This is a genomic window from Bacillus sp. Bwzl_19 (assembly GCF_054900515.1).
The window spans coordinates 812,069-830,975 of record NZ_CM142729.1 but is presented as its reverse complement, the minus strand read 5'-3'; the positions used below and the strand labels follow the sequence as shown (position 1 = coordinate 830,975).

Sequence of the window (18,907 nt, the reverse complement as noted above, 5' to 3'; positions counted from 1 at the left end):
CTCTGATAACGTTTACATTTTATTTATATCATGAGAACCGCTTCTCTGTACCGGGTTTGGGAGAGTTAGATCATTTAATCATTTTTAGTTATTTTTCTCAAAAAGCGGGAAAGTTCTCACAGGAACATAAAAGGCCTGCTGTGATCAGCAGACCTGTTCTCAAAAATGCTCTTGTAAATCAGAAAGCAGCACTTCCTGCTCAAATTGAGGATTTCCGACCGGAAAAATCCTGGCTGTTTCTTCGTCTTCGTTGACATGCTGAATATAAATCGGGACTCCCTCATACGTCACATACGCCATGGCGGCGGATTCAGCAATGTCTTTCGCACGCTGTGTATTCACGTCTCAAACCTCCTTTGGGCCTCACACATAACGTGTCCGGCAGCCAAGGGAAGTATGCTTGTTTCTTACAATTGTCCGGCGGTGAGTTTGAATTTTTTGAGGCGTTTGTAAAACGTGCTACGCGGAATTCCCGCAATTTTGGCGGCCTGCGTGACATTTCCCTTCGCCGATTCAAGCGCGTTTACGATCATGTTTTTCTGGATGTGCTCCCGGATAGAGACAGGAGGCGCTTCTTCTTGAAAAGGCTGGGCCGCCTCTTTAAGACCTGACGCTTCAAGCAGGGCTGCGAGTGGACGTCCGGACAGCCGTCCGTCCGGGAACATGACGGAAAGACGTTCAAACACATTAAACAATTCTCTGATATTCCCCGGCCATTTCCAGCCCTTTAATATGTCTAAAAAGTCATCAGGAAGCTCCCCCTGCCAGCTGCGGTTTCGCTGAAATTCAAAGAAGAGGCCGGGAATGTCTTCAGTGCGTTCTCTTAATGGCGGAAGATGGATCGGACAGACGTGAAGCCGGTAAAATAAATCTTCTCTCAGCTTTTTGCTTTCGACAAGCTGTCTCAGATCAGTGTGGGCGGCGGTGATGATTCTGATGTCGATGGGAATTTCTTTTGTCCCGCCGACCGGGGTGACTTTCCGTTCCTGCAGCACCCGTAACAGAGCGACCTGCATGGAATGTGATATTTCTCCGATTTCATCGAGGAAAAGCGTGCCCTTATCGGCTTTTTGCAAGGCGCCGATCTGTCCTTTCCGTTTCGCTCCGGTGAAGGCGCCTTCCGTATAGCCGAACAGTTCGCTTTCAATCAGCTTTTCGGGGACCGCTCCGCAGTTGACGGCGATAAACGGGCCGTTTTTTCTGGAGCTGTTGTTATGAATCGCCCGGGCGGCAACCTCCTTTCCCGTCCCGGTTTCCCCCGTCAGACAGACGGTTGCGTCCGTTCGGGCGACAAGCTCCAGCTGCTGCAGCATATTTCGGGATGACCGGCTTTCGCCTGCGGCACCATGAAATATAAAAGCCGGCTTTTCTTCCCGTTTGGTTACATAAAAGCATGTGAAGCCGTTCTCCTCCCGTTTCGCCTGCTTGATTTGAAAGCCCTGTTCCTCAAGCTCACGCAGCATATGGCCGGTAAAATGCTGAACAGGGGGGCTTGCGGCGATAATCCGGTTGATTTCATTGCAAAGCACAATCGGCTCACGAGAACGGGTAAGCCCGGCGAATTTGCTGATCATGTCAAGCTCTGTCATCTTCATCTTTAAGGCAAGCTCCCGTTCCGCCGTATAGGCGATGGAGGAAGCAATTCCGAGCATAAAAGGCTGAGCGCGGGAGGCGGGGCAGGAAATATCAATGACACCCGCCAGCCGCCCGTCTTCATAACGGATCGGCGCGGCGGAACAGCTCCATTGATGGGAAGCGAGCGAATAATGTTCAGAACCGTGTACCATGACCGGCTCATTTGTATAAAGGGCCGTACCGATCGCATTCGTGCCGACCGCCTTTTCTGTCCAGCGGGCGCCTTTTAAGAAATTGATGCGGTTCGCTTCATGAATTGTTCGCGGGTGGCCGTCAACTGAATGGACAACGCCGTCGGCATCAATCAGGAGAACCATCATTTCCATTTCCCGCATCGCCGTTTTCATTTTTTCTGCATACGGTGCCGAGGCCGCTAAGAATAACGCATGCTTCTCGGCCTGCCTTTCTAAATGATCTGCCGGCATCACATTCGGCCCCTTTTCAAGATAAGGATTGACATCAGCTTTTTTGCAGCGGTGCCATGAGGCGGCCACCCGCTTCTGAATACAGGATTCATCAAGCACGCCTTCTTTCACAAAGCGCTTCCAGGTTTTAAAATCATTCCGAATGACATTCATTGTATTCGCTCCCCCCTGTTCAGACCATCTTTTCATATATTGTAGGGGAAAAGTAAAGCGCTTTCAACGAAAAATACCCCTTCTCAGTCCTGAGAAAGGGTATCCCGGCTATACGGAATGCACAGCGAGGCCGGTGACATTCAGAAGGGCTTCCTGAAGCGTTTCCGAAAGAGTCGGATGCGCGGTGATAAAGTGCTCCGACATATCCGCCGTCATTTCGCCGTTCATCAGCATGACCGCCTGCCCGATCAATTCCGTCACGTCAGGCCCGATCATTGACACCCCGACAATTTCTCCGAATTCCGGTTCGGCGATGATTTTCATTTTGCCTCCATGCTGATGTTTAATTAATGCCTTGCCGTTAGCGGAAAATGAACATTCTCCGATTTTTACATCTCCGTATTTCTCTCTCGCCTGTATTTCCGTCAGCCCGACAGCGGCCATTTCCGGAGATGTATAAATACAGCGGGGCACCGCCCGCATATTGGCTTTGCTGTCCTTTCCCGTGGCATGCGAAGCGGCGGTGATTCCTTCATGAATCGCGGCATGCGCCAGCTGCATTCCTCCGGCCGCGTCGCCGCACGCGTATATATGCGAAACATTTGTCTGCATATGGTCATTGACTTCAATGCCGCGCGGAGAATAAAGGATGCCGGCCTGCTCCAGATTCAGCTCTTGCAAACGCGGCTTTCTGCCGATTGCGACCAGAATGTGATCAGCCTGCGCCTCAATTTCTTTTCCGTCTTTTGTCCACACGGCGGTTTTTCTTTCCCTGTCAATCCGCTGGAAGGAAGCTTTCGTCTGAATATCAACTCCGCTGTCTCGTAAAGAGTCTTCAAAAGCGGCCGCGATATCTTCGTCTTCTGCCGGGAGCAGCCTGTCAGCCGATTCAATCATCGTCACTTTCGTTTTAAAACGGCTGAATAAAGAGGCAAACTCACAGCCGATCACACCTCCGCCGACAATGAGAAGGGAGGACGGAATCTGCTGTAAAGAAAGGACATCTTTGCTGTCGATCACCCAATCGCCGTCAAAGGGGGCAAAAGGCAGCCCCGCGGGTTCAGACCCTGATGCGATCAATATCCGGCCGGCTTCCAGAATTTCTTTTTCGCCTCCTTCCCCTTCAATCAGCAAAGTTTGATCTGAGAGAAATGAAGCAGTGCCGCTGATGACTCTAATTTTATTTGCTTTCATTAAGTATTGAATGCCCTGCACGAGCCGGTTGACGATTTGCCGTTTGCGCCCCTGCATCCGGGCCCAATTGAGCGTAATGTTTTGCGGAAGTTCGATGCCGAATGTATTTGCGTGCCTGATTTTATCAAGCACATTCGCGCTTTCCAACAGCGACTTTGTCGGGATGCACCCCTCATTGAGACACGTGCCCCCGAGCGGCCCTTTGTCTATCAGAACGACTTCTGCTCCCCTCCGCGCGGCAGCCACGGCAGCTGCATATCCGGCAGGCCCTCCTCCGATAATGGCTAGTGTCAATCTCTTCACCCCTCTCTATAAAATCAATCCGGCCGGCTCTTCAAGCAGCGCTTTAACCGTTTTCAGGAAGTCCGCAGCCGGAGCACCGTCACATACTCTGTGATCAAAGGTGAGGCTCAGCGGCAGCACGGTGCTTTTGACAAGCTCATCTCCTTTGAACGCCGGCGTTTCATAGCTTGCGCCCACTCCGAGAATACCGGCTTCAGGCGGATTAAGGATCGGGGTGAAATGTTCAATTCCATATCCCCCGAGATTTGTAATAGAAAAAGTCGACCCGTGAAGATCATCTCCGGAAGCATTTCCTTCCCGCGCCCGGCGTGCAGATGTGCTGATTTGATCCGCAAGCTCAAGGAATGAAAGCTTTTCCGCATCACGGATCACCGGCACGACAAGGCCGTTTTCAAGAGAAACTGCCATCCCGAGATGGACATGCGGATAGGTAATGATCCGCTCCTCTTGATAAGAGCTGTTCAGCTCAGGATGCTGTTTCAGCGCAAGCACCGCGGCCCGGGATACAAAATGCGTGACCGTCAGTTTAACACCGCTCCGCTTTTTCGCACTGTCGGCCAGCTGTTTCTGCCATTTCACAAGCTCCGTAATGTCCGCTTTCATGGTCAGTGTCAGCTGGGCGCTGTTTTGCAGGCTTTTGTGCATTCGGTCTGCAATCACTTTTCTCATTGCTGAGGCCGGTTTTCCCTCCGGCTGTGCCGTCTGAACCGAAGACCGCGGTTCAGCTTCCGTCTTCATCGCCTTTATGACGTCGGCTTTTACGATTCTGCCCCCGGGCCCCGTCCCGTTCAGCGTATCAACTTTCAATCCTGCCTTCTCCGCCATTTTTCGGGCCACAGGGGATATTTTCACGCGGTGTTTACGCTCTTTCCCGGCTTTGGGAGCGGGAATAGTTTCAGGTTCTGCTTGTGGTTCCCCGGCATTTTCAGGGGCCGGTGCCTCCTTCTCCTGCACCTTTTCACCGTTTTCCCCGATATAACAGATGGCCGTTCCCGGCGGAACTCCTTCTCCCTCTTTGACTTTAATGTGAAGGAGCGTGCCGCTTTCGGGCGCTTCTACTTCCATTTCTATTTTTTCAGAGTTGATGCTGGCGATGCTTTCTCCCTTTTCAACCGGATCGCCGACTTTCTTATTCCAGACTGATACTTCACCTTGCTTCATCGCCATTCCCAATTTCGGCATTACTACTTTTACAGCCATACTATATCCCTCCTTTAATTCATTGCCGGCTCGCCAAGCAATTCAAGCGTGACGCTGACAATTTGATCTGATGTCGGCAAATATTGATCTTCAAGCACTGGCGAAAACGGTACTGGTGTATGCGGCGCTGTAATTCGTTTAATCGGCGCATCAAGCAAATCAAAGCCCTTGTCGGCGACAATCGCTGCAATATCCGTAGCGATGCTGCAGCGCGGATTGGCTTCGTCAATGATGATCAGCCGGTTTGTTTTTTCTAACGATGTGAAAATCGCTTCCTCATCCAAAGGAGACAGACTTCGGGGATCAAGCACCTCAGCCTCGATGCCTTTCTCAGAAAGCTGTGCGGCCGCTTCAAGCGCGGTATTGACCTGTTTGCCGATTGCAAACAGCGTGATGTCGCCGCCTTCACGTTTGATATCCGCTTTTCCGAGCGGGATTGTATAATATCCTTCCGGCACCTCGCCTTTCATGCTGTAGGACGTTTTGTCTTCAAAAAAGAATACCGGATCATTGTCTTCTATTGCCGCCAGCAGCAGGCCTTTGGCGTCATACGGATTGGACGGAACAACTGTCTTCAGACCCGGGATGCTGGTGAAAAGGCCATACAGCGCCTGTGAATGCTGGGCAGCTGCCCGGAACCCAGCTCCGTATGTGGTGCGGACGGTAATCGGCACTTGCGCTTTTCCGCCGAACATATAGCGGAATTTCGCCCCTTGGTTGATCACCTGGTCAAAGCACGTGCCGATAAAATCATTAAACATCAGCTCCGCAATCGGTCTCAGCCCGGTTGATGCCGCAGCCATAGCCGCACCCATGTAGCCCGCCTCGGAAATCGGTGTGTCCAGCACTCGGCTGCGTCCGAATTCCTGTACGAGCCCCTTTGTGACCCCCAGTACACCGCCCCATGCTTCATCATCCTGTAAATGATCGACAGCCGCTCCCCCGGCGACATCCTCACCGATTAAAAGCACATTTTCGTCTCTTCTCATCGCAAGCTTCATTGCTTCATTGATCGCGTCTGACATGCTTATGACTCTCGCCATCTCACATTCCTCCTTTTTCATATGACACGTAGACGTCTGTCAACAGCTCTGACTCTTTCGGATATGGACTGTCTTCACTGAACGAGACGGCTTTTTCAATCGATTCGCTGACACGCTGTTCGATGTCGGACAGTTTATTGGCATCTGTTTCTTTTAAAAGATAGTTTTTAAAGCCTTGAATCGCATCCTTTTCTTTAATATGCTCAGTCCTTTCATCCTTTGTTTTATAGGTTTGGGCATCTCCTTCGAAATGGCCGTAGTTTCTGTAGGTCATACATTCAATCAAAGACGGGCCACCGCCGTTTCTTGCTCTTTCTATCGCTTCCTCGGCTGCCTGGTAAACTGCTAAAATATCTTTTCCGTCCACCTTGACCCCCGGCATGTTATAGGCAGCCGCCCGATCAGCGATTGAATCACAGGCTGACGCGTACTCAAATGTTGTGGCTTCGCCGTAGCCGTTGTTTTCGGCAACAAATACGACAGGAAGGTTCCATACTGCCGCTAAGTTCAGCCCTTCATGGAAGGTGCCTTGGTTATTTGCTCCGTCTCCAAAAAAGCAAACGCTTACATTGTTAGTCTGTTTATATTTAGCGGTGAGCGCTGAGCCGCATGCGAGCGTAAATCCGCCCCCGACGATTCCATTTGCCCCTAGCATCCCTTTATTGAGATCGGCAATGTGCATTGAACCGCCCTTTCCTTTACACAGTCCGGTCGCTTTCCCGAATATTTCCGCCATCATGCCATCCAGATCACAGCCTTTGGCGATACAATGGCCATGTCCCCTGTGCGTGCTTGTAATACTGTCGCCATCATGTAAATGAGCGCACACCCCTACAGCTACCGCTTCCTCACCGGCATACAAATGGACGAATCCGGGAAGCACTCCCTGTGCGAACAGTTCATGAACTTTGTCTTCAAAGCCCCTGATTTCCAGCATCTTTTGGTACATCCACAGCGCTTTTTCCTCAGTTAATGACAAGCCTTCTCGTTTTAACAATTCCATTTTTTGTGCGCCTCCTTCTATTTAGGGTTCACATTAATAAATGCAAAAAGTGTGCCAGCTTTTTGAGCCCGTAAAATCAATGGTTTTGTTTTTACACTGTGAGACAGTTTGAGACAGGTGTCTCATTTTGTCTCGATCTGATCCACCTGTCTCGTTTTAAGGCACACAAAAAGACCGGACATCACCCGGTCTTTGACAATGATCGACGTATTTATTTCCTCGGAAATGTTTTAATCGCTTCATTCTTCTGCACCTTTTGTCTGAATGGCTGTTTTCAGAAGAAAATCAATTGATATTTGACATAACCGAAACTGCCGCCCCCGTCCTTCTGCATACAGTCTATCGTGCCGTTTGCGTATGCATTTGCTGTGCTACAGTTCTTGCTTTTCTTCAACTGCCCGATTCAGCGCTTGAAGCATGTAGCCAATCCCTTTGTACGAGGACAGAGGCCAGCTGAGATGCTGATGTTCTCCGATGACGGCGTTTAGGACGCTTCGGTATTTTTTCCCGCCAAGCATGATAAGCTCTTTTGTATTAGAAAAGCCCTTTTCATAAAATTGGCGGCGCAGCTCCTCCGCTGTCATGATCTCCGGATGGCCTGTTCCAAAAGTAACATCGTAATTTTCGGGAACGGTATCATCAGGACGAAGGAATCCATGCTTCGCCGACAAAATCACCCACTCATCGAAAAATGCTTTCGCATACCGCTCGCACGCCTGATGAAACGGGCTGAGATAAGCGTCTTCCGCCCTTATCGGCCCTGTATCCGGATGGATGTCCCATATTTTTTTCTTGCCGCATGGGATGATGCATAGTCGTTTCATGTTTCTCTCCCTTGTGTTGTTTCTCATATCAATGTACCACTATCCGCTTATTTCTGCATGACTAATAATCAGGGTGCAGGCGGGGTAAAGGCTGCACACAAAAAGACCCGGAATTCGTATTGAAATCCGGGCCGAATGAGAAATTGTTTATATCACTGCTGCTCCATCCCATCAAGATACTTTCTCTCAAAGTCATCGAGCAATGCACGCACTTCATCTGTTGACTTTGTGTTCATGCATTGATTTCTTAATTCACTTGCTCCTCGAAATCCGCGGAGATAAATCTTGAAAAAGCGAGGAAGAGGTTTGTATGGACGTGCTTCTAATTTTGAATATTTATCGTGAAGATCCAGATGCAGCCTTAAAAGATCAAGCAATTCCTTACTGCTATGCTCTCTCGGCTCCTTTTCAAAGGCGAATGGATTTGTAAAAATACCTCGTCCGATCATAATCCCATCAACACCGTATTGTTCGGCAAGTTTTAAGCCGGTTTCCCGGTCAGGAATGTCCCCATTGATCGTCAAAAGGGTATCTGGCGCTATCTCGTCACGAAGGTTCTTGATTTCCGGGATCAGCTCCCAATGCGCATCTACTTTACTCATTTCCGCTCTGGTACGAAGATGAATGGAAAGATTGGCAATATCCTGCTTCAATACGTGTGTCAGCCAGCCGCGCCATTCGTCTACATCCGTGTAGCCAAGTCTGGTCTTCACACTTACCGGCAGTCCTCCCGCTTTCGCTGCTTGTATTAATTCGGCTGCAACTTCAGGACGGCAGATCAGGCCGCTTCCCTTTCCGTTCCCCGCCACATTAGGTACGGGACAGCCCATATTGATATCCAGGCCTTTAAACCCTAATTCCGCCATCCCAATGCTCATTTGACGAAAGTTTTCAGGCTTGTCTCCCCATATGTGGGCAACCATCGGCTGTTCATCCTCCGTGAAAGTCAAACGGCCGCGGACACTATCCCTTCCATCCGGATGACAATAGCTTTCTGAGTTTGTAAACTCAGTAAAAAACACATCAGGCCTGCCTGCTTCACTTACGACATGGCGGAAAACAACATCCGTCACATCTTCCATTGGTGCCAGCACAAAAAATGGCCGTGGCAATTCACGCCAGAAATTATCTATCATAATAATTCATATCCTTTCATTAGAGACTACGGCTGTATCATGTATTCCAAAATTAAAAAACTGACCATGCTTTCCTTTTACACTTATAGCACGCGAAAGCATTTCTTATCAAACGATAGTAAATTTTGAACATTTCACTTTTTACAAGTTAAAAAGTGAAAAAGCTAACTGAAATAGAACAGATCTAATAGAACACCTTCATTGAGTTAATGTAATAGAGTGTCACTATAAACACAGTCAACTCCTTAACCTTATAATAGGTTCGAGAGCGAAAAAAGTGTGATGATTATCTACACGTATTTTTTATTTATATTGTGGTTTATTAATACTAGCGCTGATCTTCCTCTTTCTTAGCAGCCTTACTTTTAAACTTTTTGGATAAAAAGTATTCCAACCCAAATAGAATATCATATGAGTTCTCCCTATTACCAATTCAAAATAATTATCCTGTTATCGAAGAGAAAATATTTAACACTGCACCATATCCGTATCTCAATATCATTTGCGGAAAAACTAATTTCAAGAGCTATTTGATTAAGCAAATTGAGTTTGGGGTAGTATATCTGATACTCAAGAGAATGTAAAAAGAAAAAGCCCTAACTTGCCGCTTGTGAATCACATGGAGTAAAGAGGATGAGATGAGATGAGATGGGAAGAGAAAATAAACTCGAACTTAAAAGAATTCAAGAACTTCAATCTGGATCATTTGGGATTTGGCTTATGGTTTAGAAATAACCAACGAACAAGCGGCAACCTGACAAAGATTGCTTTTTTCTGGCCTATACAGTATATGTACTAAGGGTCGATTGGCTTTCAATGGTTTCGATTCGGTAATCCTGATCCAGAGCCAATAAAATAGACTGCTGACTAAGTGTCGCAGTCTTCATTCATAAGATTAATAAGAAAGTGTTCATTTTCTTTCATAATTAAATAAGGCATCAGAAGTTATTGCTTTAATTTCGAATATCCTTTGTTATACCGGTGATTATTTGTATAACAGTGAAAACCCCTAAGAAAACAGTGACAATATTAAACCATGGATTTTCATAGAATGAAAGATATTTTTGAAAGAAATCCAGTTCAACTATGTTTGCTGGGAAGCCATTCATTTCTCTATACTTAGGACCCCATCCCGTTAATTCTACAAAATTAAAATAAAGCTGTGAAACTAAAAATGCCAAAACCGTTTGAAACCAACTTCTTTTATATAACGGTCGTTTTTTGTTTACTTTATCCATTTAATTATCAGTTTCCTTTTCTGCAATACTTTTTTAGCCAAGTGTCAATCTAAAATCATTATATTATGAAGCATGATTGTCGCAATAATTACTTATTAAGGATATAACCATTGTAGGTATTACTGTAATAGTTGTTATCGTTGGTCCCACTTGCGGTTCCACCTCGGCACTATTATTTAATTGTTGTAATGCTAATACGTTATTCATAATTAATCCTCCATTCTTCATTTGATAAATTTAACATTTGAATTTAGTCTTACATATAAATAAAGAACTAAGTCACCCACTTCATTCATTTTCCATTGACAATAAATAAGAAGTATGGGATAGTGAAAAGAATTTATATGAAAACTAAATTTATTCCTGTTTAGGCTTTCATATAATGTATGAAGACCAAGCGTACTTTTTTAGTGTGTTTGGTCTTTTATCCGCAGTTATTGCTAATAGTAGATGTGCCAACTACCGTTGTGATTAGTGTAAGTAAGCCACCTTTGCCTTTTGAAGCTTCTACTTCAGTTCCTTCATTCAGTTGTTGAAGTTCCAATACATCTCTCATTCAATTTCACCTCCTTTTTATTATTTATTACAACTATTGCTAATAGTAGATGTATCGATGAGTGTTGTCAAGAAGTGTCCACCCAGCTGTTTCTACTTCAGCACTAGAAATATGCAGAAAATCTTTTTTTGTTATGTTTGGTCTTTTATTAGCAGTTGTTGCTAATAGTAGATGTGCCAACTACCGTTGTGATTAGTGTAAGTAAGCCGCCTTTGCCTTTTGAAGCTTCTACTTCAGTTCCTTCATTTAGTTGTTGAAGTTCCAATACATCTCTCATTCAATTTCACCTCCTTTTTATTATTTATTACAGCTATTGCTATTAGTAGATGTATCGATGAGCGTTGTCAGAAGTGCCCACCCAGCTGTTTCTACTTCAGCACTCGCAGAAAATCTTTTTTTGTTATGTTTGGTCTTTTATCCGCAGTTGTTGCTAATAGTAGATGTGCCAACTACCGTTGTGATTAGTGTAAGTAAGCCGCCTTTGCCTTTTGAAGCTTCTACTTCAGTTCCTTCACTCAGTTGTTGAAGTTCCAATACATCTCTCATTCAATTTCACCTCCTTTTTATTATTTATTACAGCTATTGCTAATAGTAGATGTACCGATGAGTGTTGTTAGAAGTGTCCACCCAGCTGTTTCTACTTCTGAACCTTTACTCAATTGTTGCAACTCTAGTACTTCATTCATTTGTTCATCCACTCCTCTTAAATATCTTAACAGTTGTTGCTAATAGTAGATGAGCCAACTATCGTTGTGATTAGTGTAAGTAAGCCACCTTTGCCTTTTGAAGCTTCTACTTCAGTTCCTTCATTCAGTTGTTGAAGTTCCAATACATCTTTCATTTAGTTTCACCTCCTTTCAAGTACTCTTTCTTAGATTATCCTTCTCTCTCATTAGCAATGATTACTAAGGGTAGATAATGTAACTGAAATAGTTGTTAGAGTAACAGTCCATGCCGTAGGCTCCACTTCAGATTTTTCATCAAATTGTTGAAGTACCAGCACCTCTTTCATTTTCTTTTCTCACCTCCCTTCATAAGTTCTGTATATTAACTGCTTTAATTCTAATCTTCAATGATTATCATCGAATATAAGTGTTAGAGTTTTAATTGTTTAATAACAATTCTTTTTTTGTCTTTCTTAAGAAACTATCAATTTTTATTATTGGCAACCAATATAACGGATTTGAAAACTGGATAGAGTTTATGCCCAATATTATGCCAGCACTTCCGGAGTAGTAATCATCTGCTAAACGAAAGCTGAAGTTTCCAGGGAATAATACTTGATCATCTTTGCGGATAAGAAACAATTCTAGTTTTCTCAATGCCAGCTCAATATGCTGACTGATTTCATTTTTTTCCTTAGTCATTGGCGGGATTAACAAGAAACTACCGATCCCATCAAACAATCCACCGCTATATGCGATCCTTACTTTATTTAAATTGATTATTTGCTCTAATTCTTCTCTAAATAAATTATTATTTTTTACATAATTTAAATACCAAATAGCAATTCCTATTCCGATTGATCCCCCAGATAAATAGGGTAATAATCGAGGGTTTTGATCATCATATGTTTGCAAAGTATTCGTCTCTTCATCTACCTTACAATGTTTTAAATCTCGCTCAATATATTCTTTTGATTTTAAATAATATTTTTCATTCTTAGTAACTGAATATAATGCCGCATAGAATAAAGATATTCCTGACCAACCATCAATCAAACCTATAGGTACTGCTGCAAAATCAGTCACTGATAATTTATCATCTTCAATAATCCTTTTTTCTATCTGATCAGCAATTTTTTCAGAAGTAACCAAAAAATCATTATTATTTTCTTCCATGTATAAGCTAATTAATGAAAGACCTATTCCCGACAATCCTGACCTTAATGAAATATCTTTCATATCTTCATATGACAGATTATTGAATAAGTCCATAGCTTGCTCTATGTATCCCAATTCATACAATGTTGCTGCGATACCAGCTCGTCCTGTAAATAACCCAACATCATCATTAAGAACATTCAATTTTTCAAGTAAAACATTTTCAATCCAATCCCAAACTTCCTTGCTGACGTTTCCAGATCTGTACAATGCCAATGTAGCTCCAGTTCCCCCAGTTAGTACATTTAACTTTCCAGATGGCATTACAAATTGCCGTACATCGCCATGAATTAGCGAGCTGTTGGGCAAAATATTACTCTCTATACTGTTTCTCAATCCTTTTATTACTTTTGACATGTCCATTTCTTTTTGTATTTTACTGTCATAACTATTCTTGAATATCTTTTCTTTGGTGTCAGATAAGTATTTGTCACATAGATTTTCTGTATTTACAACATATTGATAGACATCTTTGCCAAACTCGTCCTCTATCCACATATCATGTTTCTTTTTAATGGTTTCTTCTATATCAGCAACCGGACCTATTGGCAGAATACAAAATCTTAAAACTTTCTTTAGTGCATACCAATCACGCTCTTTATGATTCTTATTTTTCTTATTTGTGTAGCCAATTGTTTGCAACGCTCCGTTTTCTTCAGAGAGAGCACTAGCAGCCTCAAAATCAATAATCTTAACATTTGATTCGGGGGTTATCATTATATTTTGGGGTTGTAAATCTCCCATACCAACATCTTTACTATGCACTAGTTTAATTGTTTTGACCAAGCTATTAATTATTTTTTTCACCTTACTAATGTATTCATTTTTATCATTTTCAACGTTGAACGGATAATTGATTGCACACCAGGTTTGAAGAGTTACACCTTCTACAAACTCTTCAACTAAAAATACATGTTTCCAAGCTTTAAAGTAATCAAGTACATTAACAACACCTTCAACATCTGTAAGTTTATTTAATGCTTCGTATTCTATATTCAATCTATCAATCGCATCATTAAATTGACCATCTAACCCTACTTTAGGTCTTCCTTCTTTGATTACTACTTTTTTTCCATCCAATTTCCTTATTCCAGTATATATACCGCCACCATTATTAAACCTAAGGACTCCTTGGAACTCATAATCATTAAAATTACTTACATCTTGAGTATCTAATAAGTTATTCTTGGAATCTAAATACTGATCAAAATCACTTACGAATTCAGGTATTTTATAATACGGCTGTCTATTATCCGGAATTAGGTTTCCATTTTCGTCTTTAATACAAAGTTCTCCTCTTTCATTGTAAATATTCTTAAACGCACCATATCGGTAATATATATTGCTGTCCTTCCACGATTTATCATTTAGTATGTATGGTCCATTCTCATAATGTTTTAATTCTTCATAAAGTTCATTCAATAACCTGAAGAACATGTTATTAGAGGAAGGATAGATAGCGATAAATTTTCCAGATGAAGTTCGATTACCATGCTTCGAATTCATATTAAATAGAGATTGTTTATCTTTAATATGTTTAAATGGTATCTGATGTTTAAATATAATTTGACTCACAACTTCTAATATATCCTGAGCATTATTCATTGTTGCACTTACGTGTATTTTCCAGCCTTGTTCTTTGAGGGTATGATTTGGATTATTATAAAACTTCCATGGTGATTTGTATTCTGTACTAACAGTATAGTAATTTGGTATATTATGTACTTCATATGGATCAGTCTCTGCATTTGGGCTTTTCTCTATATAGTATTTTGAATCTTCACTCATGTGTTGGAAATAAACTAATTTTTTGTCCATTTTGTTTTCGCCTCTCTTAAGCCGCTCTTAATTGGTTAATACTAATGGATCGGTACTATCTTCTTTAAACTGCTGCTCACAGAATTGATGATACAATTTATGACTATTCTTTAACTCCCAATGATTCCCTTGACCTGTGATCTCACCGTTTTCCATAAAAATGATATTGTCAGCATTTATAATGGTGGATAACCTATGTGCTATTATAATAGCGGTTCTATCCTTCATAAGCTTCTTCATTGCTTCGTTCACAATTCGTTCAGAATGACTGTCAAGACTTGCAGTTGCTTCATCTAAAAAGATTATATTTGGATTCTTCAGAAACATTCTCGCAATAGCAATTCTTTGTCGTTGTCCTCCTGATAAGTTCAGACCTTTTTCTCCAATATTAGTTTCTAAACTGTTAGGCAATTCACTTATAAATTGCCATGCATATGCCTTCTTACATGCTTCTACTATTCTTTTTTCATTTGGGGGATTTTCTAAACCAAAGATGAGATTGTCTCTAATAGTACCGCTTATTAAATCATGATTCTGTGCTACATATCCTATTTGGCTACGCCATGAATTTAATGAAAATAACTCAATATTCTCGTCACCAAAATAAATATTTCCGCTGTTGGGCTTGTAGTATCTCTCCAGAATAGAGATGATTGTGGTTTTACCACTACCACTAGGACCTACTAAGGCATTAACACTTCCTCTTTTTATTATTAAATTAATATTTTTCAAGGAAAATGCTTTATCCTCATTACTGTAGCAAAATGATAAATTTTCAATCACTAAATCTTTATTGGTTTCCGCTAATTCTTTTCCTTTATGCTGATCTTCTCCTTGCTCATATATCAATTGAGAAATTCTTTCTGTTGCACCTATTGTCTTTTGTATTTGAGTAAAGAATAGCCCAAAGTTATTAAGTGGACCCATGATATAGAACATAAGTGTCAGAAATGCTATAAACGTTCCTGGCGATAAACTTCCATTGGCTAATTTAACCCCTCCGAATCCAATTATGCTAATAATGATAAGCATCATCATTAAATTAATGATAGGGTTTAAAATAACCATCCATTTTGTCTGCTTTAGGCCTATGCTTCTTAAAGCTTCAACATCTTCTTTTCCTTTTTCTACTTGTAATTTTTCTGCAGTTGAAGATTTAACCAGTCTTATTGCAGATATTGTTTCAACAGCTCTTACATTTAATTCACCTGTTAAGCTTTGCGTCATTTTAGATAATTTAGATAAAATTCTTCCTAAAGGTATAAAAATTAATAAATAAACTGGAATTGCTACGACAATCACTAGTGTCAATTGCCAATCATAGTAAAACAACCAAAATCCACAAAAAAGCACTATTAATATAGCATTGATAAATTGCGAAAAAGAGTTACTTACTAAGTTGTAAATCACCGTAGTATCATTAACAAATCTACTTGCTATATCCGCAGAACGATTCTTATCGTAAAATTCTACAGGCAGTATAACTATCTTTTCCCATAATAAATTTCTGAGATTTGCGACAACATTATATCCTACTACACTTAACATATAACTACCAACTGCCCCAATTACTCCGCTGCTTAAAAATATCCCTAGCAGTCCTAATAGGTCCCACAAATTGATCTTTTCATGAATATTGTAATAGTCTATTAGACTTTTTAAATAATGAGGCACTAAGGTAGAAGCTATTGCGCTTAATCCACTTAAAAATATTGCCAATATAAATAATCTTATATTCGGTCTGGTTTTACTCAGTAAGAAGAAAAACTCTTTCGATTTAAAATTAGGGTTGGTCATCATTTTCACCTCTTTCGTTTAATTCCAATGTCTCAACTTTTTATATCGAATGACTCTTGAAATGACATACGCCATATCTTTCCTGATTTTCCTATAAACAATATTTCACACCCAATAACTGTAAGTCAATATATAATTTTACAAATTATAAAAAACAGGTCTTTGGTTATACATTATTCTACTTTTGTATATTACGAAATGTATATTCACTCTTAATATTTCTGCCCACAAAACCATAGGCGTAGTATAAAAGAATAAAAAGAAATTTAAATTAATCATACTAAAGGGACGTTTCCGGGGATAATCACTTCTAATTAGAAAAATATGCATTGACTGATTTACTTATATTTTATAAAATTGAATTAAATATACTTATATTTCATTTTTTTGGAATGTGAAGGGTGGGTTATATACAATCTTATAATGAAATGTATAAAGAGAAAGGAGTATAAAAAAATGAAGGATTTAAGAAGAATTTCGATAGTTTTCTTATTTGTAATTGTATCCAGTTTACAACCTGTTAGCTCTCGTGCTGAAGAATCAAATTATGATGAATCTATCATAATTAACCTCGACTCAAAAATTAGTGAATCGACAATAAACAAGGTTCAGGAAAAGTATTCAAATATAGAAACAAATTATATTAAAGAACTAGATTTATTGGTAATAAATAATATAAAACCAAGCCAATTCTCAGCAATCAAAGATATTGCTAAAGAAAAATTAGACGCAAATGAAATTATTGAGGATAAAGAAATTTCTCTTCCTGATAAAAGTAAACATATTCCTGCTAAAGTGGCACCTTCATCACAATTCACGGAAGGTAATGACACTCTTTATGACAGTTGGTTATGGAATATCAAGCAAGTTACAAATGATTATCGAAGTTATCATATAAATAAAGGATCTCATAATACAAAAGTAGGGATAATCGATTCAGGCATAGATTTCAATCATCCAGACCTCAAAAAAAATATTGTAGATACTGGAGAGTCTTTTGTTCCAGTTGAAGATAATACACAAGACTTTTATGGGCATGGAACTTCTGTGGCTGGAATAATTGCTGCTAATGGGGATGTAAAAGGAGTTGGACCAAATCTTGGTTTAGTGCCGTATAAAGTATTTGATAAAAACGGTAAATCTAAAAGAAGTTGGGTTATAAGCGCAATTGTTAAAGCTACGGAAGATGATATGGACGTAATTAATTTAAGTTTATCTACTTTTTTATCAAAAAAAGATAAAGATGATAGAGAGACTATAAAACTTTTTGAAAAAGCTTTTAAATTCGCTAGAAAACACAATACTTTAATTGTTGCAGCAGCTGGAAACCATGGATATGATATCTCAAATTCAAAAAAACTTGCAGAACAATTAGGTAAACCAAAGGACAATATCCTACATCTTCCTGGTGGAGATAACGATGTAATTACTGTATCTGCCACCACAGCGCAAAATACAAAAGCTTCTTACTCAAATTATGGAAAAAACATCTCAATTGCAGCCCCAGGTGGTGATCTGGATACAAATAAGATTGATCTATATAGCTTGGTATGGACTACTTCCCCTGTCAATATCCCGCAAACTCCGCTAAGTAAGTCACTAGGCTTTCAAAAGGGATATGAACCTACTTTAGGGACAAGTGTAGCAGCTCCAATAGTAACTGCTACAGCAGCCCTATTAAAGACAGAATACTACGAAAAATATGGAGAGGAAATGCCAAATCGTAAGGTTGAAGAAAACTTATATCAGAACACAGACCACGTTGAAAACTTAGATAAGAATGAAGTAGGTAGCGGTATCGTAAATGCTTACGAATCATTGCTTAATATTGAGAGATAAAAGATATTAAGTAGTTCTCGAACTTTCACTAAAAATACTTTGATTAATAAAAAAAGATTACTAGACGATAATGATGATGAAGTAGAGATGAAATAAATTGTATTTACGGGATATTGAGAATAACCAAATAAGTTGAGTTCACAAGCAACTTAATATTACTAAGTTGCTTGTGTCATATTTTATTTCAGCCTGAGTATTCAATTCTTTAGCTATTGTTGATTTCTTTATCGCACAAAACCCAGCATGTAGCAGCACCTTATAAACAGACCAATTCTTTCCCTTGCTTTAATCTATCTTCAATAGCCCACTTAACCTTCCTTAGCCTAAATCCCTCTATACGATTTTGTGTACGGACTAAATTTTGATTACGGGACCATGAACCAACTCATAAAGTTCTCCTAAAATTTGCAGGGCTCACTCTAGTTGGTTTTCTTTCTGCTTCTAAAATAATTCCCGCTATTCTTACTTCTTCTTTAGCAGTCCCAAACACTCTTTATCCCTCTTCACAATCAACAGTGCTTTTCTCTTTTTATTCGGCTTTATTCTCGGTGTTACTTTGTAATACCATTCCCAATCATACTTACAAAATCCACGTATGCAGCCCTTTTGCTGTCCTACCCAATCCAACAATTGTCTCATCAAAATAGGGACAGCGATACTTGAAGCAAGTAATGTAAACTAAAACAAGTCGCTCCAATAAATCCAATTATCAGACCTCTTTTTATATTGCTTTTCATTCAAATTCACCCTTAACAAACCATTTCATAATCATAGTGAACAATTAGCTAATTAAGCAAAATGTAACGATGCCAACTATTATTAATACATGAAAAAATGCACCTGTCATAGGACAGTTGCAA

General features: G+C 40.7%; 19 protein-coding genes. 1 reads left to right on the top strand and 18 read right to left on the bottom strand.

The window, feature by feature from the left end; genetic code table 11:
- Window positions 1-159: 159 nt before the first annotated feature.
- The 18 genes from ACW5MY_RS04325 to ACW5MY_RS04240 all read right to left on the bottom strand — a co-directional run bounded on the left by ACW5MY_RS04325 (window position 160) and on the right by ACW5MY_RS04240 (window position 16,211).
- On the bottom strand, window positions 160-342 hold the full coding sequence (locus ACW5MY_RS04325; RefSeq protein WP_289394213.1) for an H-type small acid-soluble spore protein: 183 nt from the start codon (window positions 340-342) through the stop codon (window positions 160-162).
- A 65-nt stretch (window positions 343-407) separates the two neighbouring features.
- Complete coding sequence (locus tag ACW5MY_RS04320; protein ID WP_289394449.1) at window positions 408-2,213, bottom strand: sigma-54-dependent Fis family transcriptional regulator; 1,806 nt, start codon at window positions 2,211-2,213, stop codon at window positions 408-410.
- Window positions 2,214-2,321: 108 nt separating this feature from the next.
- Window positions 2,322-3,701 (bottom strand): dihydrolipoyl dehydrogenase, encoded by a 1,380-nt coding sequence (gene lpdA / locus ACW5MY_RS04315; RefSeq protein ID WP_013351411.1) that lies wholly within the window; start codon window positions 3,699-3,701, stop codon window positions 2,322-2,324.
- Between the two features lie 15 nt (window positions 3,702-3,716).
- The gene (locus tag ACW5MY_RS04310; RefSeq protein ID WP_013351410.1) at window positions 3,717-4,910 is read right to left on the bottom strand and encodes a dihydrolipoamide acetyltransferase family protein; all 1,194 of its coding nucleotides are present in this window, start codon (window positions 4,908-4,910) and stop codon (window positions 3,717-3,719) included.
- A gap of 14 nt (window positions 4,911-4,924) precedes the next feature.
- A complete protein-coding gene (gene acoB, locus ACW5MY_RS04305; protein ID WP_014469915.1) occupies window positions 4,925-5,953 on the bottom strand; it encodes an acetoin:2,6-dichlorophenolindophenol oxidoreductase subunit beta in 1,029 nt (342 codons plus the stop codon).
- A 1-nt stretch (window position 5,954) separates the two neighbouring features.
- Entirely contained in the window at window positions 5,955-6,956 is a 1,002-nt protein-coding gene (acoA, locus tag ACW5MY_RS04300) for an acetoin:2,6-dichlorophenolindophenol oxidoreductase subunit alpha (protein WP_013351408.1), read from the bottom strand.
- Window positions 6,957-7,327: 371 nt separating this feature from the next.
- Window positions 7,328-7,780, bottom strand: coding sequence for a DUF6884 domain-containing protein (locus ACW5MY_RS04295; protein WP_013351407.1), 453 nt, complete (start codon window positions 7,778-7,780; stop codon window positions 7,328-7,330).
- A gap of 152 nt (window positions 7,781-7,932) precedes the next feature.
- Window positions 7,933-8,916 (bottom strand): tRNA dihydrouridine synthase, encoded by a 984-nt coding sequence (locus ACW5MY_RS04290; protein WP_013351406.1) that lies wholly within the window; start codon window positions 8,914-8,916, stop codon window positions 7,933-7,935.
- 953 nt (window positions 8,917-9,869) lie between these two features.
- Window positions 9,870-10,154, bottom strand: a complete 285-nt coding sequence (locus tag ACW5MY_RS04285; RefSeq protein WP_014469913.1) for a YfzA family protein — start codon at window positions 10,152-10,154, stop codon at window positions 9,870-9,872.
- Window positions 10,155-10,217: 63 nt separating this feature from the next.
- A complete protein-coding gene (locus ACW5MY_RS04280) occupies window positions 10,218-10,361 on the bottom strand; it encodes a class III lanthipeptide (protein ID WP_181185673.1) in 144 nt (47 codons plus the stop codon).
- Between the two features lie 217 nt (window positions 10,362-10,578).
- A complete protein-coding gene (locus ACW5MY_RS04275) occupies window positions 10,579-10,710 on the bottom strand; it encodes a class III lanthipeptide (RefSeq protein ID WP_014469912.1) in 132 nt (43 codons plus the stop codon).
- A gap of 148 nt (window positions 10,711-10,858) precedes the next feature.
- Window positions 10,859-10,987 carry a class III lanthipeptide gene (locus tag ACW5MY_RS04270; RefSeq protein WP_014469911.1) on the bottom strand — a complete coding sequence of 43 codons (129 nt, stop codon included), beginning with the start codon at window positions 10,985-10,987 and terminating at the stop codon, window positions 10,859-10,861.
- A gap of 137 nt (window positions 10,988-11,124) precedes the next feature.
- Window positions 11,125-11,256, bottom strand: coding sequence for a class III lanthipeptide (locus tag ACW5MY_RS04265; protein ID WP_014469910.1), 132 nt, complete (start codon window positions 11,254-11,256; stop codon window positions 11,125-11,127).
- A gap of 20 nt (window positions 11,257-11,276) precedes the next feature.
- On the bottom strand, window positions 11,277-11,396 hold the full coding sequence (locus tag ACW5MY_RS04260) for a class III lanthipeptide (protein WP_187265387.1): 120 nt from the start codon (window positions 11,394-11,396) through the stop codon (window positions 11,277-11,279).
- 26 nt (window positions 11,397-11,422) lie between these two features.
- Window positions 11,423-11,551 carry a class III lanthipeptide gene (locus ACW5MY_RS04255; RefSeq protein WP_014469909.1) on the bottom strand — a complete coding sequence of 43 codons (129 nt, stop codon included), beginning with the start codon at window positions 11,549-11,551 and terminating at the stop codon, window positions 11,423-11,425.
- A 51-nt stretch (window positions 11,552-11,602) separates the two neighbouring features.
- The gene (locus tag ACW5MY_RS04250; RefSeq protein WP_187265338.1) at window positions 11,603-11,722 is read right to left on the bottom strand and encodes a class III lanthipeptide; all 120 of its coding nucleotides are present in this window, start codon (window positions 11,720-11,722) and stop codon (window positions 11,603-11,605) included.
- Between the two features lie 91 nt (window positions 11,723-11,813).
- Window positions 11,814-14,411, bottom strand: a complete 2,598-nt coding sequence (lanKC, locus tag ACW5MY_RS04245; RefSeq protein WP_289394212.1) for a class III lanthionine synthetase LanKC — start codon at window positions 14,409-14,411, stop codon at window positions 11,814-11,816.
- A 27-nt stretch (window positions 14,412-14,438) separates the two neighbouring features.
- A complete protein-coding gene (locus tag ACW5MY_RS04240; RefSeq protein WP_014471575.1) occupies window positions 14,439-16,211 on the bottom strand; it encodes an ABC transporter ATP-binding protein in 1,773 nt (590 codons plus the stop codon).
- 453 nt (window positions 16,212-16,664) lie between these two features.
- On the opposite strand from ACW5MY_RS04240, the gene ACW5MY_RS04235 reads away from it, so the two are divergent.
- Window positions 16,665-18,047: a S8 family serine peptidase gene (locus tag ACW5MY_RS04235; RefSeq protein WP_013351403.1), complete on the top strand. Its 1,383-nt coding sequence runs from the start codon at window positions 16,665-16,667 to the stop codon at window positions 18,045-18,047.
- The last annotated feature ends 860 nt before the right edge of the window (window positions 18,048-18,907 follow it).